The following is a 17123-nucleotide window of genomic DNA, read 5'->3' as shown; positions in this document are numbered from 1 at the left end:
GAGGCCAACTTAGAACCTTCATCACCTAAAAGGTTTTAATTCGCGGACAAGACGTGCTATCGGTAATCCAACGACCGTAAAATAATCACCTGAAATTCGCTTCACTAAAGTGCTACCGAATCCCTGAATACCGTAGCTTCCTGCCTTATCGTACGGTTCACCGGTACTTATATAGGAGTGAATTTCTTCGTCAGTTAACTCCCAGAATGTTACATCCGTCTTTTCATAAAAAGTCGTTGTTCGAACAGCCGATACAATCGCAACTCCTGTGTATACAGAATGTGTCGAACCAGATAATTTCCTTAACATCTCAAAAGCTTCGGTTGGGTTATTAGGTTTTCCTAAAATTTCACCTGCCACAACAACGATCGTGTCTGCACCAATGACGATAGCTGAAGAATCATTTTTTGACACATGCTTTGCCTTACGCTCTGCTAAATTAATAACTACTTCTTGTGGTGCAAGTTCAGAATGAAAGGTTTCATCCACATCACTTGCTTTAACCTCAAACGGGATTTGAAGAATGGATAACAGTTCCTTTCGTCGAGGAGAGGAAGAGGCTAAAATGAGGCTTTGCATAAGATCACCTTACCTTTTTATTTGGATCATAGGGGAGATACCTATTTATCGTAACAAAAAATAGAATGCCAGTCATTTATTAACTGACCTTTTTTCTAAAAAAAAACAGAGCTTGTCAATGGATTGACAAGACTCTGCTATTTTTTCGCCATTTCCCGGAAAATATCCGAAAATGTCGATATTTTTATTTTTCTGATTGGTATAAGGACAAAAAGCTTAATAAATGCTGCTGAAGCTCAGCACTCTTCTCTTTTGATGGATTTATAGCTACAGTTAGTGCTTTATCTATTTCCTCTTTGATCTGAATAAATCTTTCACTTTTAATTTCATTATTATCAATTTTATCCCACTCGACTTTCATTTGTGTGACAGTATTTGATGCGTCTTCAGGAATGGATTGTTCAAGTGTGAGACTTGTACTAATTGTCACTAGTGGTGCATATAATTGTGATGCCTGTTCTAGTAACTTTTGTTCCGTACTGGTGATTTCGTTTAGCTGAATGCCACCGACTTGTATTTCTTTTGCATATATATCGTCGATGCCTTTTTCCATTAAACCTTCACCAATTGCTTTACCACTTTCTTTCGTTACACCAATGCCAACAAACAGATAACTTCTATCTGTAGTAACGACTGAAGAGGGAATTTCTTTTTGATCAAGAACTTTCTTGCCTTCATTTGCTGCTTCAACAGAAGAATAGGCACTTTCTTGGACAACAAAAGTAGAAACAACCGGTAATGTATAACTTACTACATTCGCCTGTTCGCTTTGTTGTTCCGTAGGGGGAACCGTCGTAACTACTTCTTGTCCTCCAAGCGTCTGGTCACTTATGACAAGTCTTAAGAGGATAAATCCAAAGCTCATTCCAATGATTACGGCAAAAAAGAGGGCAAAGAAAATAGAAGGAGATATTTTATTTTTATTTTTCTTAAGGGCCTTGATCACGCTCTTTCCCTTATTGGGTTTACTAGTATAGCTAGCAATCTTGTACTCCTCTAGTTCTGGTTCCTCGCTAGTTTCTGGGAGAATCCAGTCAAAGTCTTCTTCATTCTTTTCAGCAGAAGCCGCTGCCACTTCCTCATAATTCGGTTCCTTTATATGTCCCTTTTCTACTGGTCGTTTATTGAATTCTAGTTTTCGACCATCATCTTCGACAAAAGTTTTACTAGAAGTCATTTTTTCTGATTTTAGGTTTTGCTTATTCTCTTGATACATTCTTGATTTACCATCAATTTTAATCGTGATAGTATTTTTTTTCTGGTTTTCCACTACATTTGCCTCCTTCGAAGATGAGTGCTTGTTTCATCCTATCATAGAGTACAAAAAAAATAACAAGACTTTTGTCGTCTTGTCATGGAATGATTTCGCCAAATTTCTTGGTTATTTTTGTAATTTCTATTTTATTTTACGTATTGAGCTACTCTATTTCTTCCAGCACGCTTCGCACCTACATATAATGCACGGTCCGCGTGTCGTATTAATGATTGGGGATCTTCCGCATCGTCCGGGGATGTGGCTACTCCAATTGATGCTGTAATGTTTACTAGTAGCTTTTTATTTTTCTCCGAAATATGTTGTTCAAGGGTAAATGGCCAATTAGCTATCGTTAATCGTACAAGCTCAGCCAGTTTGAGAGCCTCTTGCTTATCTACATCAGGTAAAAGTATCGTAAATTCCTCTCCACCATATCTCGCAACCGTTCCCTTTTTTCCGACTAAATTCTCTAATCGACCAGCTAATTCTCTTAAAATTTCATTCCCACTTTGGTGCCCATATGTGTCATTTACTGACTTAAAATGATCGATATCTAACAAAATAAGAGAAACTTTCTTTCTTTCATTAGCCATCAACTTCGCGTACTCTACTTGCAGCTCATTATCTAAGTATCTATAGTTGTACAGATTAGTAAGTGCACACCGCTCACTAATTTCTTTTGTTTTCTCATAATGTCTCGCATTTTCCACCGCTACAGCTAAATAAGAGCATAAAATTTCAAGAATCATTAGCTGTGATTTTTCGTACGCCCTTTTTTCAGAAGAAGCTAGCAATAAGATTCCAACCACCTCGTTGCTTTTAACAATAGGAACGCAAAGTACACTCTCCATATTCAGAGAAACCGGTTCCTTTGTTATAGGTTTCCACTCTTTGCTGCTCGAGAAAATAAGAGCATTCTTATCTGCCCAAACCTTCCCACCAATTCCTTCTCCTTTTTTTAAAGGTTTCATGGTATTGAAGGATCGAAACTCTTCAAGGTTTCTCTCCATCCGAATGATGTGCAATTGACCATTCTCTTTATCAAACACAAATGCTTCATCTACTGGAAGCAGGGTTTTTAATTTTTGTAAAAAGAGTCCTAATACTCCGTCCACATCAAGTCTTTCAGCAAGCTCATGTCCAATTTCTGCCGCTTTTTGGAGATAACTATTCACCTTTTCTGTGGAGTAGTAGAGGTTTAATATGATCGATAAACTAGCAAACGGGACTCCAACAAATAAGAGAGCCACAACGCCCACCTCGATATATAACGTGTATAGAACTAGCCCTATAGGCAAAGTAAGGGTAGATGTAATAGTCTCCCAGATAAAATCCTTACCAAAGTACTGCTGTTTTTGCTTAAACAAAGCATATCTTATACCCGATAGAATCAACTGATTGAGAGCGTAATTTACGATTGCATAAGTAATCGCAATCAGTAGCAGCTTCGGATTCTCTACCAAAGCAATGCCATGAACGCCACCTAAAGCATAATAAATCACTCCACTAAATAACGAGCAAATAAAAAACATAAGTGAATTAAGAGGAAAACGATATAATTGCTGTTTCGTGACACGAAGTTTAATTAAAAGGACAATGATACCAAATTGCACAAGAATCATTTCATAAAATAATCCAAATGTTAGAAAAACTGCCAATGATACCCACTGAATAAGAAAAATAGGAGTATTATTTACAACCATTGGGACAGATGCAACGAAAGAGATTAGCAAAAGAAAAGCTAATAGATCAAAATCTACCCCACTAATTAATGGTGGGAAAAAGGAATATGTTAAATAGAGCCCAATTGGTACAATTGATAGCCAAGATATCCAAATAATTTTCTTTGCTTTTGGATCCAATTCCTTCCTCCTCCTTTATTAATGGGTGAAAAGACTTACATTTACGTTAAGTTTATCAAAGATTCAGATATTTGTCATAGTTTATTTTACATCGATTCTAGTAGTTTTAGTAATTTGGGTTTAACCTCTGCTAAGAAATATAGCGACCCCGTAATAATAAGCACTTGATTGTCCCTTAGATGGAGTAAGTTCTCTTCAATACTTAGCTCCCAATCCATGTTTTCTTTTTTATTTTCAGACAAACTAATCGAATAGAGTTCCTTGCTGGTTGCTGCACGTGGAAAATCAAAGGATACGAAGGTAATTTGAGAAGCGATTCCATCTAACTCTTGAATCATTCCATCTAGCTTTTTATCTCTTAACGCCGCAAAAACGATATGGATTTCCTTATCACTGTAGCGTTTCTTCGCTTCACGGACCAATGTGTGAATTCCCTCTTCGTTATGAGCTCCATCAATAATAATCGTCGGGTCATTACTTACTACTTCAAATCTCCCTGGCCAATAGGCTTTTTTTATGCCCTTTATAATAGATGTGAAATCAATGACAAATTGCTTCGTATCATTCAATAGCTGAGCAGCCATAATCGCTAAAGAAGCATTTTCGATTTGATGTTTACCTATCATCGTCGTTTGAATTGAAGGCCAGTTTTTATCAGCCATCTTCCAATCAAACTCTTCACCATTTGCTAATGACTGATGGTTGTGAACATGAAAGTCTTCCCCTAATACAAAACAATTTGCATTCTCTTTCAATGCTTTCTTTTTTATAACTTGTAAGGCCTCTGTTTGGTGTACAGCTGTAATAATAGGTACATGCGGCTTAATAATTCCAGCTTTTTCAAATGCAATTTTCTCATGGGTCTCACCTAAGATGGCAGTATGGTCAAGACCAATGCTAGTAATTATCGACAGAACCGGATTTATAATATTTGTTGAGTCAAACCGTCCACCTAGCCCGACCTCATATAGTACCAGATCAACCGAGCACAACTCACCAAAATAATAGAGTGACATAGCTGTAATGACCTCAAATTCCGTTGGTGCCCCTAGTTCCGTTTGCTCAAGTTCATCACTTAAAGGTTTTATTATATTGACTAAACGAACAATATCATCGTTAGAAATAGGCTTTCCATTTACACTAATTCGTTCGTTAAATTGCTCAAAATATGGGGAAGTAAAGGTGCCAATCGTATAGCCCTGTTCTTCTAAAATGGATCTCAAAAATGTAACAGTCGAACCTTTTCCGTTCGTCCCCCCAATATGTACGGAGTGAAAATGTTTTTCTGGATGACCAAGCCTGTCCATCATCCATTCCATTCTTGTAAGCCCCGGCTTGATTCCGAGCCTTAATCTAGCATGAATCCATGCCACTGCTTCTTCATAGGTCAAAAACATGATGGTTCACCTTTCATAATTTAGTGGGACGAATCTATTTTAGATTCGTCCCACTAAATATTATAGTCCTTTTAATTCATTTAAACGTGTTTCTACTAGTGCTCGTTTTTCCATGTAGTCTTTCTCTTTTGCACGCTCTTCATTAATTACTTTTTCAGGAGCCTTCTTTACAAAACCTTCATTGCTGAGTTTCTTTTGAACACGTTCTACCTCTTGGGTAAGCTTAGCGTATTCCTTTCCTAGTCGAGCAATTTCTTCCTCTATATTTATTAGTCCAGCTAGTGGAAGAATAATTTCTGCTCCTGTTACAACAGCTGTCATCGCCTTCTCTGGCTCATCAACTACCGTCCCAATGACTAATTCTTCAGGATTACAGAAACGCTCAATATATGCACGGTTCTTTTCCAACACAGCAGAGATCATGTCGTCTTTACCTTTTACAATCATGTTGATTTTTTTGCTTAGCGGAGTATTTACTTCCGCACGGATATTTCGAACAGAACGAATAATCTCAACCAAGAGCTTCATATCAGAAGCAGCTTGATGATCATTTAATTCCTCACTTACTACTGGCCATGATGCAACCGTAATTGACTCTCCTTTATGAGGAAGGTTCTGCCAGATTTCTTCTGTGATAAAAGGCATGAAGGGGTGTAGAAGCCTCATCGTTTGATCAAGTACATAAGCTAATATAGATCTTGTTGTTAATTTTGCCGCTTCATCCTCACCATAAAGTGGAAGCTTCGCCATTTCGATATACCAATCACAGAAGTCATCCCAAATGAAGTTGTATAGAACACGACCTACCTCACCAAATTCATATCGATCTGATAGTCTTGTTACGGTTTCAATGGTTTCATTCAGTCTTGTTAAAATCCATTTATCCGCTACAGACTTTTCACCACTTAAGTCTATTTGTTCATATGTTAAACCGTCCATATTCATTAAAGCAAAACGCGAGGCATTCCAGATTTTATTAGCAAAGTTCCAAGTTGCTTCTACCTTTTCCGTGCTATAACGTAAATCTTGCCCTGGAGAGCTACCGGTTGATAAGAAATAACGCAATGAGTCTGCTCCATACTTATCAATTACTTCCATCGGGTCCACACCATTTCCAAGTGACTTACTCATTTTCCGTCCTTCCGCATCTCGAACAAGTCCGTGAATAAGGACATCTTTAAATGGGCGTTCTCCTGTGAATTCCAAGCCTTGGAAGATCATTCTAGATACCCAGAAAAAGATAATATCGTAACCAGTTACAAGACATCCAGTTGGATAGTAACGCTTGTAATCACTTGATTCGATATCTGGCCAGCCCATCGTTGAAAACGGCCAAAGAGCAGAACTGAACCATGTATCTAATACGTCCTTATCCTGTTCCCAGTTTTCAATATCTGCAGGAGGCTCATGATCAACGAGCACCTCTCCTGTTTGTTTGTGATACCACGCTGGAATACGGTGGCCCCACCAAAGCTGGCGAGAAATACACCAGTCACGAATGTTTTCCATCCAGCGCAGGTACGTGTTCTCAAATCGGTCAGGAACAAAATTCACTTTATCTTCTTTCTTTTGTAAGGCAATTGCTTCATCTGCTAAAGGTTGCATTTTAACGAACCACTGTGTTGATAAATATGGCTCAACAACTGCACCACTTCTTTCGGAGTGCCCAACTGAGTGCATATGCTCTTCAATTTTAAATAATACGTCATCTGCTTGAAGATCTTTAACAATTTGCTTACGACACTCGAAACGGTCTAACCCTTGGTATTTACCAGCATTCGCATTCATCGTACCGTCTTCGTTCATCACAAGTACACGTTCAAGATGATGTCTATTTCCAATTTCAAAGTCATTCGGGTCATGTGCCGGAGTTATTTTCACTGCCCCTGAACCAAATTCCATATCTACATAGTCATCACCAACGATCGGGATTTCACGACCAACAATTGGCAAAATAACTGTTTTACCAATCAAGTCCTTATATCTATCATCCTCAGGATGAACAGCAACTGCCGTGTCTCCTAGCATGGTTTCTGGTCTTGTGGTTGCCACTTCAATGAATCCTGTGCCGTCACTTAAAGGATATTTCATATGGTAGAAAGCACCTTGAACATCCTTATAAATAACTTCAATATCAGAAAGCGCTGTTTTTGTTGCTGGATCCCAATTGATTATATACTCTCCTCTGTAGATAAGACCCTTTTTATATAAAGAAACGAAAACCTCTCTTACTGCTTTCGACAAGCCTTCATCCAGCGTGAAACGCTCTCTGCTGTAGTCAAGACCTAGACCTAACTTTGACCACTGCTCACGAATATGACTCGCATACTCTTCTTTCCACTTCCAAGTTTCTTCTACAAATGCCTCACGACCTAGATCATATCGACTTTTTCCTTCGGCACGGAGCTTTTCTTCTACCTTTGCTTGTGTTGCAATACCAGCGTGGTCCATTCCTGGCAACCACAATACATCATACCCTTGCATACGTTTCATTCTCGTAAGAATATCCTGCAAGGTGGTATCCCAAGCATGCCCTAAGTGTAGCTTTCCTGTTACATTTGGTGGTGGAATAACGATTGTATATGGCTCTTTCTCTTGGTCATTAAGTGCTTGAAAGTATTTTCCCTTTAGCCACCAATCGTATCGACCACGTTCAATCGTATTTGGGTCATATTTGGTTGGCATTGTTAATTCATTTGTTTCCATTTTGTTCCCTCCTAAGCTAAATACAAAAAAACTCCAATCGTCTAAAAAGGACGAATGGAGTTTGCTTCGCGGTACCACCTTTTTTCCAATCAATAAACAACCATGATTGGCTCTTAAAATAGATAACGGACTTCCCGTCTTTCACTACAAAGCATAGCTGTTCGTAAAAGATGCTCCAGGGCGACCTTCAATTGGAACGCTTAGAAAACCTTTCAGACGCGAGTTTCCCTCTCTTAAAGCGAGTAACCAACCTACTCTTCCCTTTCAAAGCAGATTTCAGTATTCAATTATGTAAGTTTAAAGATGTGAATCTTCATTTTATACTCCATATACTACATAAAAAAGTATGTTAACGTCAATAAGGATACCCATATTTTTTTATAACCATACATAGAGTAATGGAAGAAGCATTTTTTTACTATCGTCTATGGTTTTACTTTATGAACATAGGAGGGATTGGTGTGAAAAAAAGGTATAATCCTTATACATTACCACCATGGTTAAGGACTGTGAGAGGCGTATGCAGACAATTCATTCTCCCTTTTTGCATCTTTCAAGGAATTCGAACCATTTTTCTTCCAACAACATTTGATGTATTGTTTCTAGCCATACTCATTGCCCTAGCTATTGCATTTCACTTTGAATTTATTTAGGGAGCCCATTAACTTTGGGCTCCCTCGTTATTTTGAGCTGCTGCCGCTGCTGCTGCAGCTTGTTTTTTTTGTCTTTCAATTTCCTCAATACGCATGACAACGTACTCAGAATTTTTTAATAACCAAAATTGTTTCTGTAGCCTTTGAACGAACTTTCTTTCATTATGTTCTTTTGATTTATAATACTCTTCTACCACCCTTAACACGGGGCCAGGGTGAGCAAAATACCCTAATAATAAAAGCATTTCGTCATCTTTTAATGGAAAGTACTTTAAATACACATATAACCAGTCTATGCAGTCATCGCAACGCTTTGGAAAGGTATTTAACAGTCTTGATAAAAAAGGTAAAATATCATGAATAGCAGCTCCTTCTCTGCTGCCTTCAAGATTAATAAAGTATCCATAACCTCTATCGTCATAGAGAAAATGCTCAGAAGAGATCTTACCATGAACCACTACCGCCCTAGCCTTCGTTTCTTCCTTTGTTAGCTCGAACCATTCTTTTAGCTTGTTTTTGGAATATGTTAGTGCTTGACGAATGTCATTGTAATACAAGCAAAACAAAAGTTCGGTAGGGGACATATATTGTTTTCCTTCACACGCTTCAATATAGCCTTCAATAAATTCCGTCTCTTTATCCCAAAGTGATGATAGAGACGTATAATGTTCCTCTTTTTCTTTGGGATCAATGGTCACTTCATGAAGGGACAATGTATGAAGCCTTGCTAGCTCCCGAAAGAGCTGTTGATTTCTTTCATTCCTGTTTTCTTTTTCCTCATTGGGTAACCATGGCATAAGGTAATATAACGCTTGATTATGCAAAACCGCATAGCGTCCATCAACTGTTGGATAAACAGGGACAATACGATTGTATCCTTTCTGATAGAGATATTGGATATGCCTAATAAAATCGGTTCCGTGTTTAGGAGCTATCTTTTTTAGAGCAAATACTCCTTTATCACTATAAACACGATATATTTTCCCAAATCTCTCAATAAAGTGTGGCTTTACGCCGTAATTTTTTAACACCGGCTCCATTTGCTGCAAATAATTAACATTCGACAAGGAGGCTCAACCCTTCCATTAAAAACAACAAGGGCAGGAGTTTTCACCTGCCCAATGGTTGTTCTTCTATTTATGGGCAATAGGAATAGGTATATAAAGTACTTGCCCTTCGTATATATCTTGATTTAACTCAAGATGGTTTACCTTAAGTAATTGTTGTACAGGTACTTCGTAACGTCCCGCTAATTGTTCGACCGTTTCTCCGCTTTGAACAATGGCAACACGAAGTTTTGTTAGGTCTTCCGTCTCCTCTTTTCGAGCAAAAAACTCGGTTAAAGACATCCCCTTTTTTGAAGATTTCTTTTTCTTAATCTTAGGTTGAGGAGGTGAAGAAGAAGATTCTTCTTCCGTTTCTGGCTGGCTTTCTGCTTGTGGTTGAAGTTCGGCTTCTGGTAGAGGCTGAAGCTCAACCTCTGGTGCCTCCTCAACAATTTCTTCTGCAAGCTCTTGAGGTCCTTCACTTCGAGCTGCTGAAAAAGTAATTTCAGGCTCCTTTGCTTCGTTCACAGGAAGTTGTGGTGCTTCAAAAAGATCAACCGCTTTATTTATTGAAACCACTTTTTCCTCTGTGTCATCTGCTGATTTTCTCGCTTCCACAGCGAACGGTTCATACTCATGTTCCAAAATCGTTGGTTCCTCTTGTTGTTCTGTACGAAGCTCATTAGATAATTCAACATTTTCATCTATCTCATCAACGGTTGCTTCTCGGTAAGCAACCTCAAGTTGAACTTCCTCCACTTCTGCATCTTCATGTACTGGTTTGTGTTGCTGATCACCATAAAGACCCGTAATCGTTAAATCGGCAGTTAGCTTCATACAGCTTCTTTCTTGGAAAAGATAATCAAAGCTTTCCACTTCAACATGGATGTCATCAATGCTTTGAATACGGTTATTAGGAATGGTTATATCTACCGGAAAACGGTGTGAAAACTCATAAAGTCCCTCTTCCCTCTCCTCCACATGATGAACGAACTTCGGAGCAGTAAACAAATCCTCCTCCTCATTAGTGCCATCATTGTAACGCTGATATTCCCCTGTTAATTCTAATGCACCTTGAATGGTGACATATTGTTCGTTTTCATGAATCGTAATATTTGGGTCAAGTGAAATAGAAACTAACTCCTCTACTTCCTGTCCCTTTTGAAACCACACCGATTCTTCTAATGAAAATCGCAAGCACGACTCGTTACCCTGAGACAAAGCGACTCCTCCCTTCATATCCTATACGTTTAATCACTATGTCATTATCACTCTATGAACTAGTGAATATTTTTATGAATAAAAGTAATCGCTAAGTGTGTGTTTACAAAAAAAAGAGACCCAAAAGAGTCTCTATCCTTATATTTATCTTAGCTTAGAAAAGGCAATTTCAATGGCTTTGATTGTTTTTTCAATATCTTCGTTACTATGAGCTGTTGAAAGGAACATTCCTTCAAATTGAGAAGGTGGTAAGAATACTCCCTGGTTTGCCATTTCTTGATAATAAGTAGCGAAATAATCAAGATTTGATGTTTTGGCTTGCGCGTAGTTTGTAACAGCTTCGTTTGTAAAGAAAAATCCAACCATCGAACCCACACGGTTGATGGTGTGAGGAATATCGTGTTTTTCTGCAGCTGCTCTTATTCCCTCTTCAAGTAATGCTGCTTTACGCGCAAACTCCTCATAATGATCTGGTGTTAGCTGACTTAGTGTTTCTAATCCTGCTGTCATAGCAAGAGGATTACCAGAAAGGGTTCCAGCCTGGTATATTGGCCCACTTGGTGCGATTTGCTCCATAATTTCTGCTCTTCCTCCGTAGGCTCCAACAGGAAGCCCACCACCAATAACTTTTCCAAGACAAGTTAAATCTGGAGTAATCCCAAAATATCCTTGTGCACAGTTATATCCAACTCTAAACCCGGTCATTACTTCATCAAATATTAAAAGTGCCCCATATTGAGTAGTAATATCTCTAAGGCCCTCTAAAAATCCTGGTTGAGGTAGAACAACTCCCATATTTCCTGCAACAGGCTCTACTATGATTCCAGCAATATCATCGCCGAATTGCTCAAATGCATAGCGAACACTTTCCAAATCATTATATGGAACCGTAATCGTATTTTTTGCGACCCCTTCTGGAACACCTGGGCTATCAGGAAGACCTAATGTCGCCACCCCAGATCCTGCTTTTATTAACAGAGAATCACCGTGACCATGGTAACAACCTTCAAATTTTAAGATTTTATTTCTCCCTGTATATCCACGAGCTAGTCGCAGAGCACTCATAGTAGCTTCCGTTCCTGAAGAAACCATACGAACGATTTCAATAGACGGAACTCTTTCTTTTACTAATTTAGCTAGTTTCGTTTCAATCAAACTAGGAGCACCAAAGCTTGTACCAAGTTCTGCCACCTTTTTAATCGCTTCAACCACACGATCATTTGCATGCCCCAAGATTAAAGGTCCCCAAGACAAAACATAGTCAATATATTCGTTTCCATCTATATCATAAATTTTCGAGCCTTTTCCTCTCTCCATAAAAATCGGATCCATTTTAACCGATTTAAACGCGCGAACAGGACTGTTTACACCACCAGGCATAAGTGTTTTTGCTTCAGCAAAAGCTTCAATAGATTTAGAATAAGAGCGCATAGGTATCCCTCGTTTCATCAAATATTAGTTTTCTTTTAACCATCTTGCTGCATCTTTGGCATGATAAGTGATAATAAGGTCCGCACCTGCTCTTTTCATACCTGTTAGCATTTCCATTACAATATTCTTTTCATCAATCCACCCGTTCTGAGCAGCCGCTTTAACCATTGAATATTCTCCACTCACATTATAGACAACGACAGGCAAGTGAAAATTATTCTTTATATCACGTACAATATCCAGGTATGGCATTCCAGGCTTCACAATAAGGAAGTCTGCTCCTTCCTGTACATCTGAATTCGCTTCTCTTAAGCCTTCCATTCGATTAGCTGGATCCATTTGATATGTTTTACGATCTCCAAATTGAGGTGTGCTTTCAGCCGCTTCACGAAATGGTCCATAAAAAGAAGAAGCATATTTAACAGCGTAAGACATAATTGGGATATCCTCAAAGCCGGCCTCATCTAAGCCTGCTCTTATAGCCGCAACAAATCCGTCCATCATATTTGAAGGAGCTATAATATCCGCTCCAGCTTTTGCTTGGCTAACTGCTGTATCTGCTAATAATTTCAATGATGGATCATTTAATACTTTCCCACCTTCAATTACTCCACAGTGACCATGACTAGTGTATTCACACAAGCATGTATCAGCAATAACAACCATTTCAGGATACTGTTCTTTTATGACTCGAGTCGCTTCCTGTACAATTCCATGATCATGGAAAGCACCCGTACCGCACTCATCTTTTTCATTTGGGATTCCAAATAAAAGGACAGACGTAATCCCAAGTGCTGCTACTTCATCCATTTCAGTTTTTAATTGATCCAATGATAGCTGAAAAACTCCTGGCATAGATTGAATGGCATTCTTTATATTTTCACCTTCTACTACAAAAATTGGATATACCAAATCTTCAAGGTGCAAGTGGTTTTCGCGAACCATTGTGCGCAAAGTTGCTGAAGATCGTAAACGACGGTGACGTGAAAATGAATGATTCATTTGTTCTCCCTCTTTCTTATTATTTTCATCATACTTTGTAGCATATGATCAATTGTATATGTATCTGGCATGGCGTCCACACGTAATCCTAACGCATTAGCCCGTTGAAAAGTAATAGGCCCAATACACATGAAAAGACAATGATCAATAGTCGACAATATATTCATCTCTTTCACAACAGCCATAAAATGATCAACTGTCGAAGGACTAGTAAAACTTATGATATCTATCTTCTTTTCTGTTAACGCCTTCACTAAAGCATCCCGACTGCTGTCAGGAAAAAACGTTTCATAAATGACTAGTTCATCCACATGGGCTCCCTTTTTTTCAAGGGTAGTAGATATAAGTTCTCTAGCTAAGTTTCCTTTAGGAATTAGAACATTAGTCCTTGCGTTTATACGCGGTGAGAATTCTTCAACAAAAGCTTCAGCTACATATTCTTTTGGCTTAAAGGCAACAGTTACTCCTTTTCTAACTAAGGCTTCCTCCGTTTTTTCACCAATAGCGGCAATCTGTATATGCTCGAGGACGGTCGGGTTGATGTCAAAAGAAAAGAATGTTTCTACAGTCACATTACTAGTAAAAATGATCCAATCATATTTATGTAGTTTCTTACGCAGGAAGATAGCCAGATTGTCTGAAGCAACTGGTCGAAAGGAAATAAGAGGGATTTCCACTGGAATCCCCCCATATTTCTTGACTAAATCTGAAAATGGTTTTGCATGCTTTTTTCCTCGCGGAACAAGAACCTTCATTCCATTGAGAGAGTAGTCACCACTCATTCACTATCAAGCTCCACTTTCACCGCGTCAATTAAGGCTTTTCCTCCGTTAGCAATTAATGCATCTGCCACTAGCTCCCCTAACTTTTCAGGATCTTGTCCACTAGCTGATTCCTTTAAGATAGTTTTTCCATCTGGAGTTGCAACAAGCCCTGTAAGAGAGATATCACCGTTTTCTTCAACTTTTGCATACCCCGCAATTGGGACCTGACATCCACCTTCCATCTTTTGAAGAAACGCTCTCTCGGCTGTTACCGCTTGTTTGGTTTTCATACAAGTAAAACGAGATAATAAGCTAAGTAGTTGCTCATCGCTTTCACGGCATTCTATCGATAGTGCACCTTGACCAACTGCTGGGATACATACTTCATCATCAATAAACTCTGAAACTACCTCATTTGCCCATCCCATTCTGGCAAGGCCTGCAGCAGCTAAGATGATTGCGTCATATTCTCCCGTTTCTAATTTTGCTAATCGTGTATCAATATTTCCTCGTATCCACTTTATTTCAAGATCTGGTCTGATCGCAAGAAGCTGTGCACTGCGACGAAGACTGCTTGTGCCTACAACAGAACCAGGCTTTAATTCTTTAATAGGCGTGTGGTTTTTAGAGATAAGTGCATCTCGATGATCCTCACGAAATGGAATACAACCAATAATTAGACCTTCCGGCAAGACAGCTGGCATGTCTTTCATACTATGTACCGCCATATCTATTTCTTCATCAAGCATTGCCTGCTCAATTTCCTTAACAAATAACCCTTTTCCACCAACTTTAGATAGTGTTACATCAAGGATTTTATCACCCTTCGTAACAATTTCTTTTACTTCAAATTCAAAGGATGGGTCTAATTTCTTCAACTGATCAATCACCCAGTTTGTTTGTGTAAGTGCAAGCTTACTTCGTCTGGAGCCAACTATAATTTTCCGCATGTAAACCTCCTATGTATGTATCCTTATGTGTACCAAAAGTGGAAGGATGATAAGTTGCCGATTAAAAAGAAATTGATCAAAACAATTAAGAATGAAGCAATATTCCAAAGAGCCAATGACCTTCCGTACAGCTCCTTACTAACACGTAAGTATAAATAAATGCTATAGGCAATCAGTACACCGAAAGAGCCAATCACCTTTGCATCTAACCAAAACATTTCAGGAATTTTCAAGTATGCCCATTGAATTCCTAAAATGACTGCTAGCATTAGCATAGGCACACCAATGACATTTAAAACATATGACATATGCTCAAGCTTGGATAAATCAGTAATTCTTAGCAGCCTAGCTCCCCACTTCTTTTTCTTTAGTAAATTGTATTGAATCAAATAAAGAAAAGAGAAAACAAAAGAAAGAGAAAAAGCGCCATAAGAAAGAATCGCAAGTGTTATATGAATCAACAAAAGCTCTGAGATGAGCTGCTCGGCCATCACATGAGATTCAAATTGTACTGGTGCAAACGTATGAATAGCTAGAATGATAAACCCTAAAACATTTGTAAAAAACACAATGAAATCAACACGAAGTAACCGATTGATTCCTAATGATAAAGTAATTAACACCCAAGCATAAAAATAGAGCCCTTCAAATATGGTAAGTACCGGGAAACGGCCGGTTTTTAGCATATACAAAAATAAAAACATCGTTTGAAGTAACCACACAAATGCAAGTAACCAGAAGGCAACACGATTTGCCTTCCGGTTATGGTGTAAGAAATCAATAAAATATAAGAGCACACTCAAAGCATACAGGACAACGGTTAGCTCATGCAGCCTTGTCATATAGTAGTCAAACATTCGCTTCTCCTCTTTTATGATTGAAAGGAAGGCTGTGGGTTTGTTAGAACCACTCGATTTGGCTCCGCTTCTCTCGGAACTTGTTGCTCTTTTACAAGTTCATCAATGTTAAAGATCTTCACGAACAAATCTAACGCTTGTTCTGAATCTTTTCGAGCCGCTAATTCCTTCGCTTGAAGGATTGGGTCCTTAAGCATTTGATTAATAATACTTTTCGTATGTTTATTTAATACTTTAAATTCACGTTCAGACAGATGAGGAAGCTTTCGTTCTAAGCTTTCCATTGTCCCGGATTGAATCGTAAGTGCTTTTTCACGTAAAGCAGAAATAATAGGGACAACCCCTAGTAAATTTAGCCATTGTTTAAAGTCAACGATTTCTGCTTCAATCATCATCATAATTTGTGCAGCAGCACGTTTTCGTTCTTGAAGGTTCGCTTCAACGATTCCTTCCAAATCATCTATATCATATAAGAAAACAGTCTCAAGCTCAGCTAATGCTGGGTCCAAGTCACGTGGTACCGCAATATCAACCATGAATAAAGGCTTTCCTTTACGCAGCTTTTCTACTTGAGTCATCATATCTTTTGTAATAACAAATTCTTTTGCACCTGTTGAACTTATTAAAATATCTGCATCAATTAAAGAACACTGAAGCTCTTCTAGTGTTTTAGCTTCACCTTCGAAACGTTCAGCTAAATTCTGAGCCTTTTCATACGTACGATTAATAACAGTTACCTTGCTTGCTCCATTTGCATGTAGATGCTGTATGGCAAGTTCCCCCATCTTACCTGCACCAAGAATTAACACATGCTTTTTATTTAAGGAACCAAAGATTTTCTTGGCTAGTTCAACCGCTGCATAACTTACTGATACCGCATTTGCACCAATATCTGTCTCTGAATGTGCTTTTTTAGCTAAGGTTACTGCTTGCTTGAATAACTGGTTAAATACTGTACCAACTGCTGCATTTTCTTGAGCTAATAAAAAGCTTGTACGAACTTGACCAAGAATTTGTGTCTCGCCTAATACCATTGAGTTCAATCCGCATGTTACACTAAATAAGTGTTCCATTGCACCGTCATGTTCGTATATAAATAAATATGGTGAAAATTCGCTTTGCTCAATCGAAAACCATTCTGAAAGAAATTCTTTTATATAATATCTGCCAGTGTGTAGTTGATCAACAACCGCATAGATTTCTGTTCGGTTACAAGTAGAGACAATTACATTTTCTAACACACTCTTTTTTTCTTTAAGAGCGTTCATTGCTTCCCCAAGTTGTGCAGGGTTAAATGTCAAACGCTCACGAATTTCAACAGGGGCAGTTTTATAATTAAGACCGATCACTAATATATGCATTCCGAAATACACCCCCCAGAATATTTGCATGTTTGCTAG

14 protein-coding genes and 1 other annotated feature are annotated in these 17123 nt (G+C 38.5%); of the genes, 1 reads left to right on the top strand and 13 read right to left on the bottom strand.

Annotated features, from left to right (window positions below; genetic code table 11):
• Positions 1-21: 21 nt before the first annotated feature.
• From ACVBAX_RS00735 to ACVBAX_RS00715, 5 genes are all read right to left on the bottom strand, one after another.
• A complete protein-coding gene (locus ACVBAX_RS00735) occupies positions 22-579 on the bottom strand; it encodes a Maf family protein (protein ID WP_430774732.1) in 558 nt (185 codons plus the stop codon).
• Between the two features lie 184 nt (positions 580-763).
• Positions 764-1849, bottom strand: a complete 1086-nt coding sequence (locus ACVBAX_RS00730; protein WP_447115523.1) for a hypothetical protein — start codon at positions 1847-1849, stop codon at positions 764-766.
• A 131-nt stretch (positions 1850-1980) separates the two neighbouring features.
• Positions 1981-3696, bottom strand: coding sequence for a sensor domain-containing diguanylate cyclase (locus ACVBAX_RS00725; protein ID WP_447115522.1), 1716 nt, complete (start codon positions 3694-3696; stop codon positions 1981-1983).
• 86 nt (positions 3697-3782) lie between these two features.
• Entirely contained in the window at positions 3783-5093 is a 1311-nt protein-coding gene (locus ACVBAX_RS00720; protein ID WP_447115521.1) for a bifunctional folylpolyglutamate synthase/dihydrofolate synthase, read from the bottom strand.
• 60 nt (positions 5094-5153) lie between these two features.
• Complete coding sequence (locus ACVBAX_RS00715; RefSeq protein WP_447115520.1) at positions 5154-7799, bottom strand: valine--tRNA ligase; 2646 nt, start codon at positions 7797-7799, stop codon at positions 5154-5156.
• Between the two features lie 43 nt (positions 7800-7842).
• Positions 7843-8076: a binding site (T-box leader), on the bottom strand.
• A gap of 184 nt (positions 8077-8260) precedes the next feature.
• Between ACVBAX_RS00715 and ACVBAX_RS00710 the strand changes: the two genes are divergently transcribed.
• A complete protein-coding gene (locus ACVBAX_RS00710) occupies positions 8261-8452 on the top strand; it encodes a hypothetical protein (RefSeq protein WP_447115519.1) in 192 nt (63 codons plus the stop codon).
• A gap of 8 nt (positions 8453-8460) precedes the next feature.
• On the opposite strand, the gene ysxE is transcribed toward ACVBAX_RS00710, so the two are convergent.
• From ysxE to hemA, 8 genes are all read right to left on the bottom strand, one after another.
• A complete protein-coding gene (ysxE, locus tag ACVBAX_RS00705; protein WP_447115518.1) occupies positions 8461-9519 on the bottom strand; it encodes a spore coat protein YsxE in 1059 nt (352 codons plus the stop codon).
• Positions 9520-9585: 66 nt separating this feature from the next.
• Complete coding sequence (gene spoVID / locus ACVBAX_RS00700) at positions 9586-10719, bottom strand: stage VI sporulation protein D (protein WP_447115517.1); 1134 nt, start codon at positions 10717-10719, stop codon at positions 9586-9588.
• 144 nt (positions 10720-10863) lie between these two features.
• Complete coding sequence (hemL, locus tag ACVBAX_RS00695) at positions 10864-12150, bottom strand: glutamate-1-semialdehyde 2,1-aminomutase (protein ID WP_447115516.1); 1287 nt, start codon at positions 12148-12150, stop codon at positions 10864-10866.
• A gap of 24 nt (positions 12151-12174) precedes the next feature.
• Positions 12175-13152, bottom strand: a complete 978-nt coding sequence (hemB, locus tag ACVBAX_RS00690; protein ID WP_447115515.1) for a porphobilinogen synthase — start codon at positions 13150-13152, stop codon at positions 12175-12177.
• A complete protein-coding gene (locus tag ACVBAX_RS00685; protein WP_447115514.1) occupies positions 13149-13934 on the bottom strand; it encodes a uroporphyrinogen-III synthase in 786 nt (261 codons plus the stop codon). The genes hemB and ACVBAX_RS00685 overlap by 4 nt, the downstream gene beginning before the upstream one ends.
• On the bottom strand, positions 13931-14866 hold the full coding sequence (gene hemC / locus ACVBAX_RS00680; protein ID WP_447115513.1) for a hydroxymethylbilane synthase: 936 nt from the start codon (positions 14864-14866) through the stop codon (positions 13931-13933). The genes ACVBAX_RS00685 and hemC overlap by 4 nt, the downstream gene beginning before the upstream one ends.
• A 23-nt stretch (positions 14867-14889) precedes the next feature.
• Complete coding sequence (locus tag ACVBAX_RS00675) at positions 14890-15723, bottom strand: cytochrome c biogenesis protein CcsA (RefSeq protein ID WP_430774720.1); 834 nt, start codon at positions 15721-15723, stop codon at positions 14890-14892.
• A 14-nt stretch (positions 15724-15737) separates the two neighbouring features.
• A complete protein-coding gene (gene hemA / locus ACVBAX_RS00670; RefSeq protein WP_447115512.1) occupies positions 15738-17084 on the bottom strand; it encodes a glutamyl-tRNA reductase in 1347 nt (448 codons plus the stop codon).
• Between the last annotated feature and the right edge of the window lie 39 nt (positions 17085-17123).

Source organism: Robertmurraya sp. GLU-23 (genome assembly GCF_052983275.1).
This window is presented reverse-complemented; position numbering and strand designations above follow the sequence as displayed.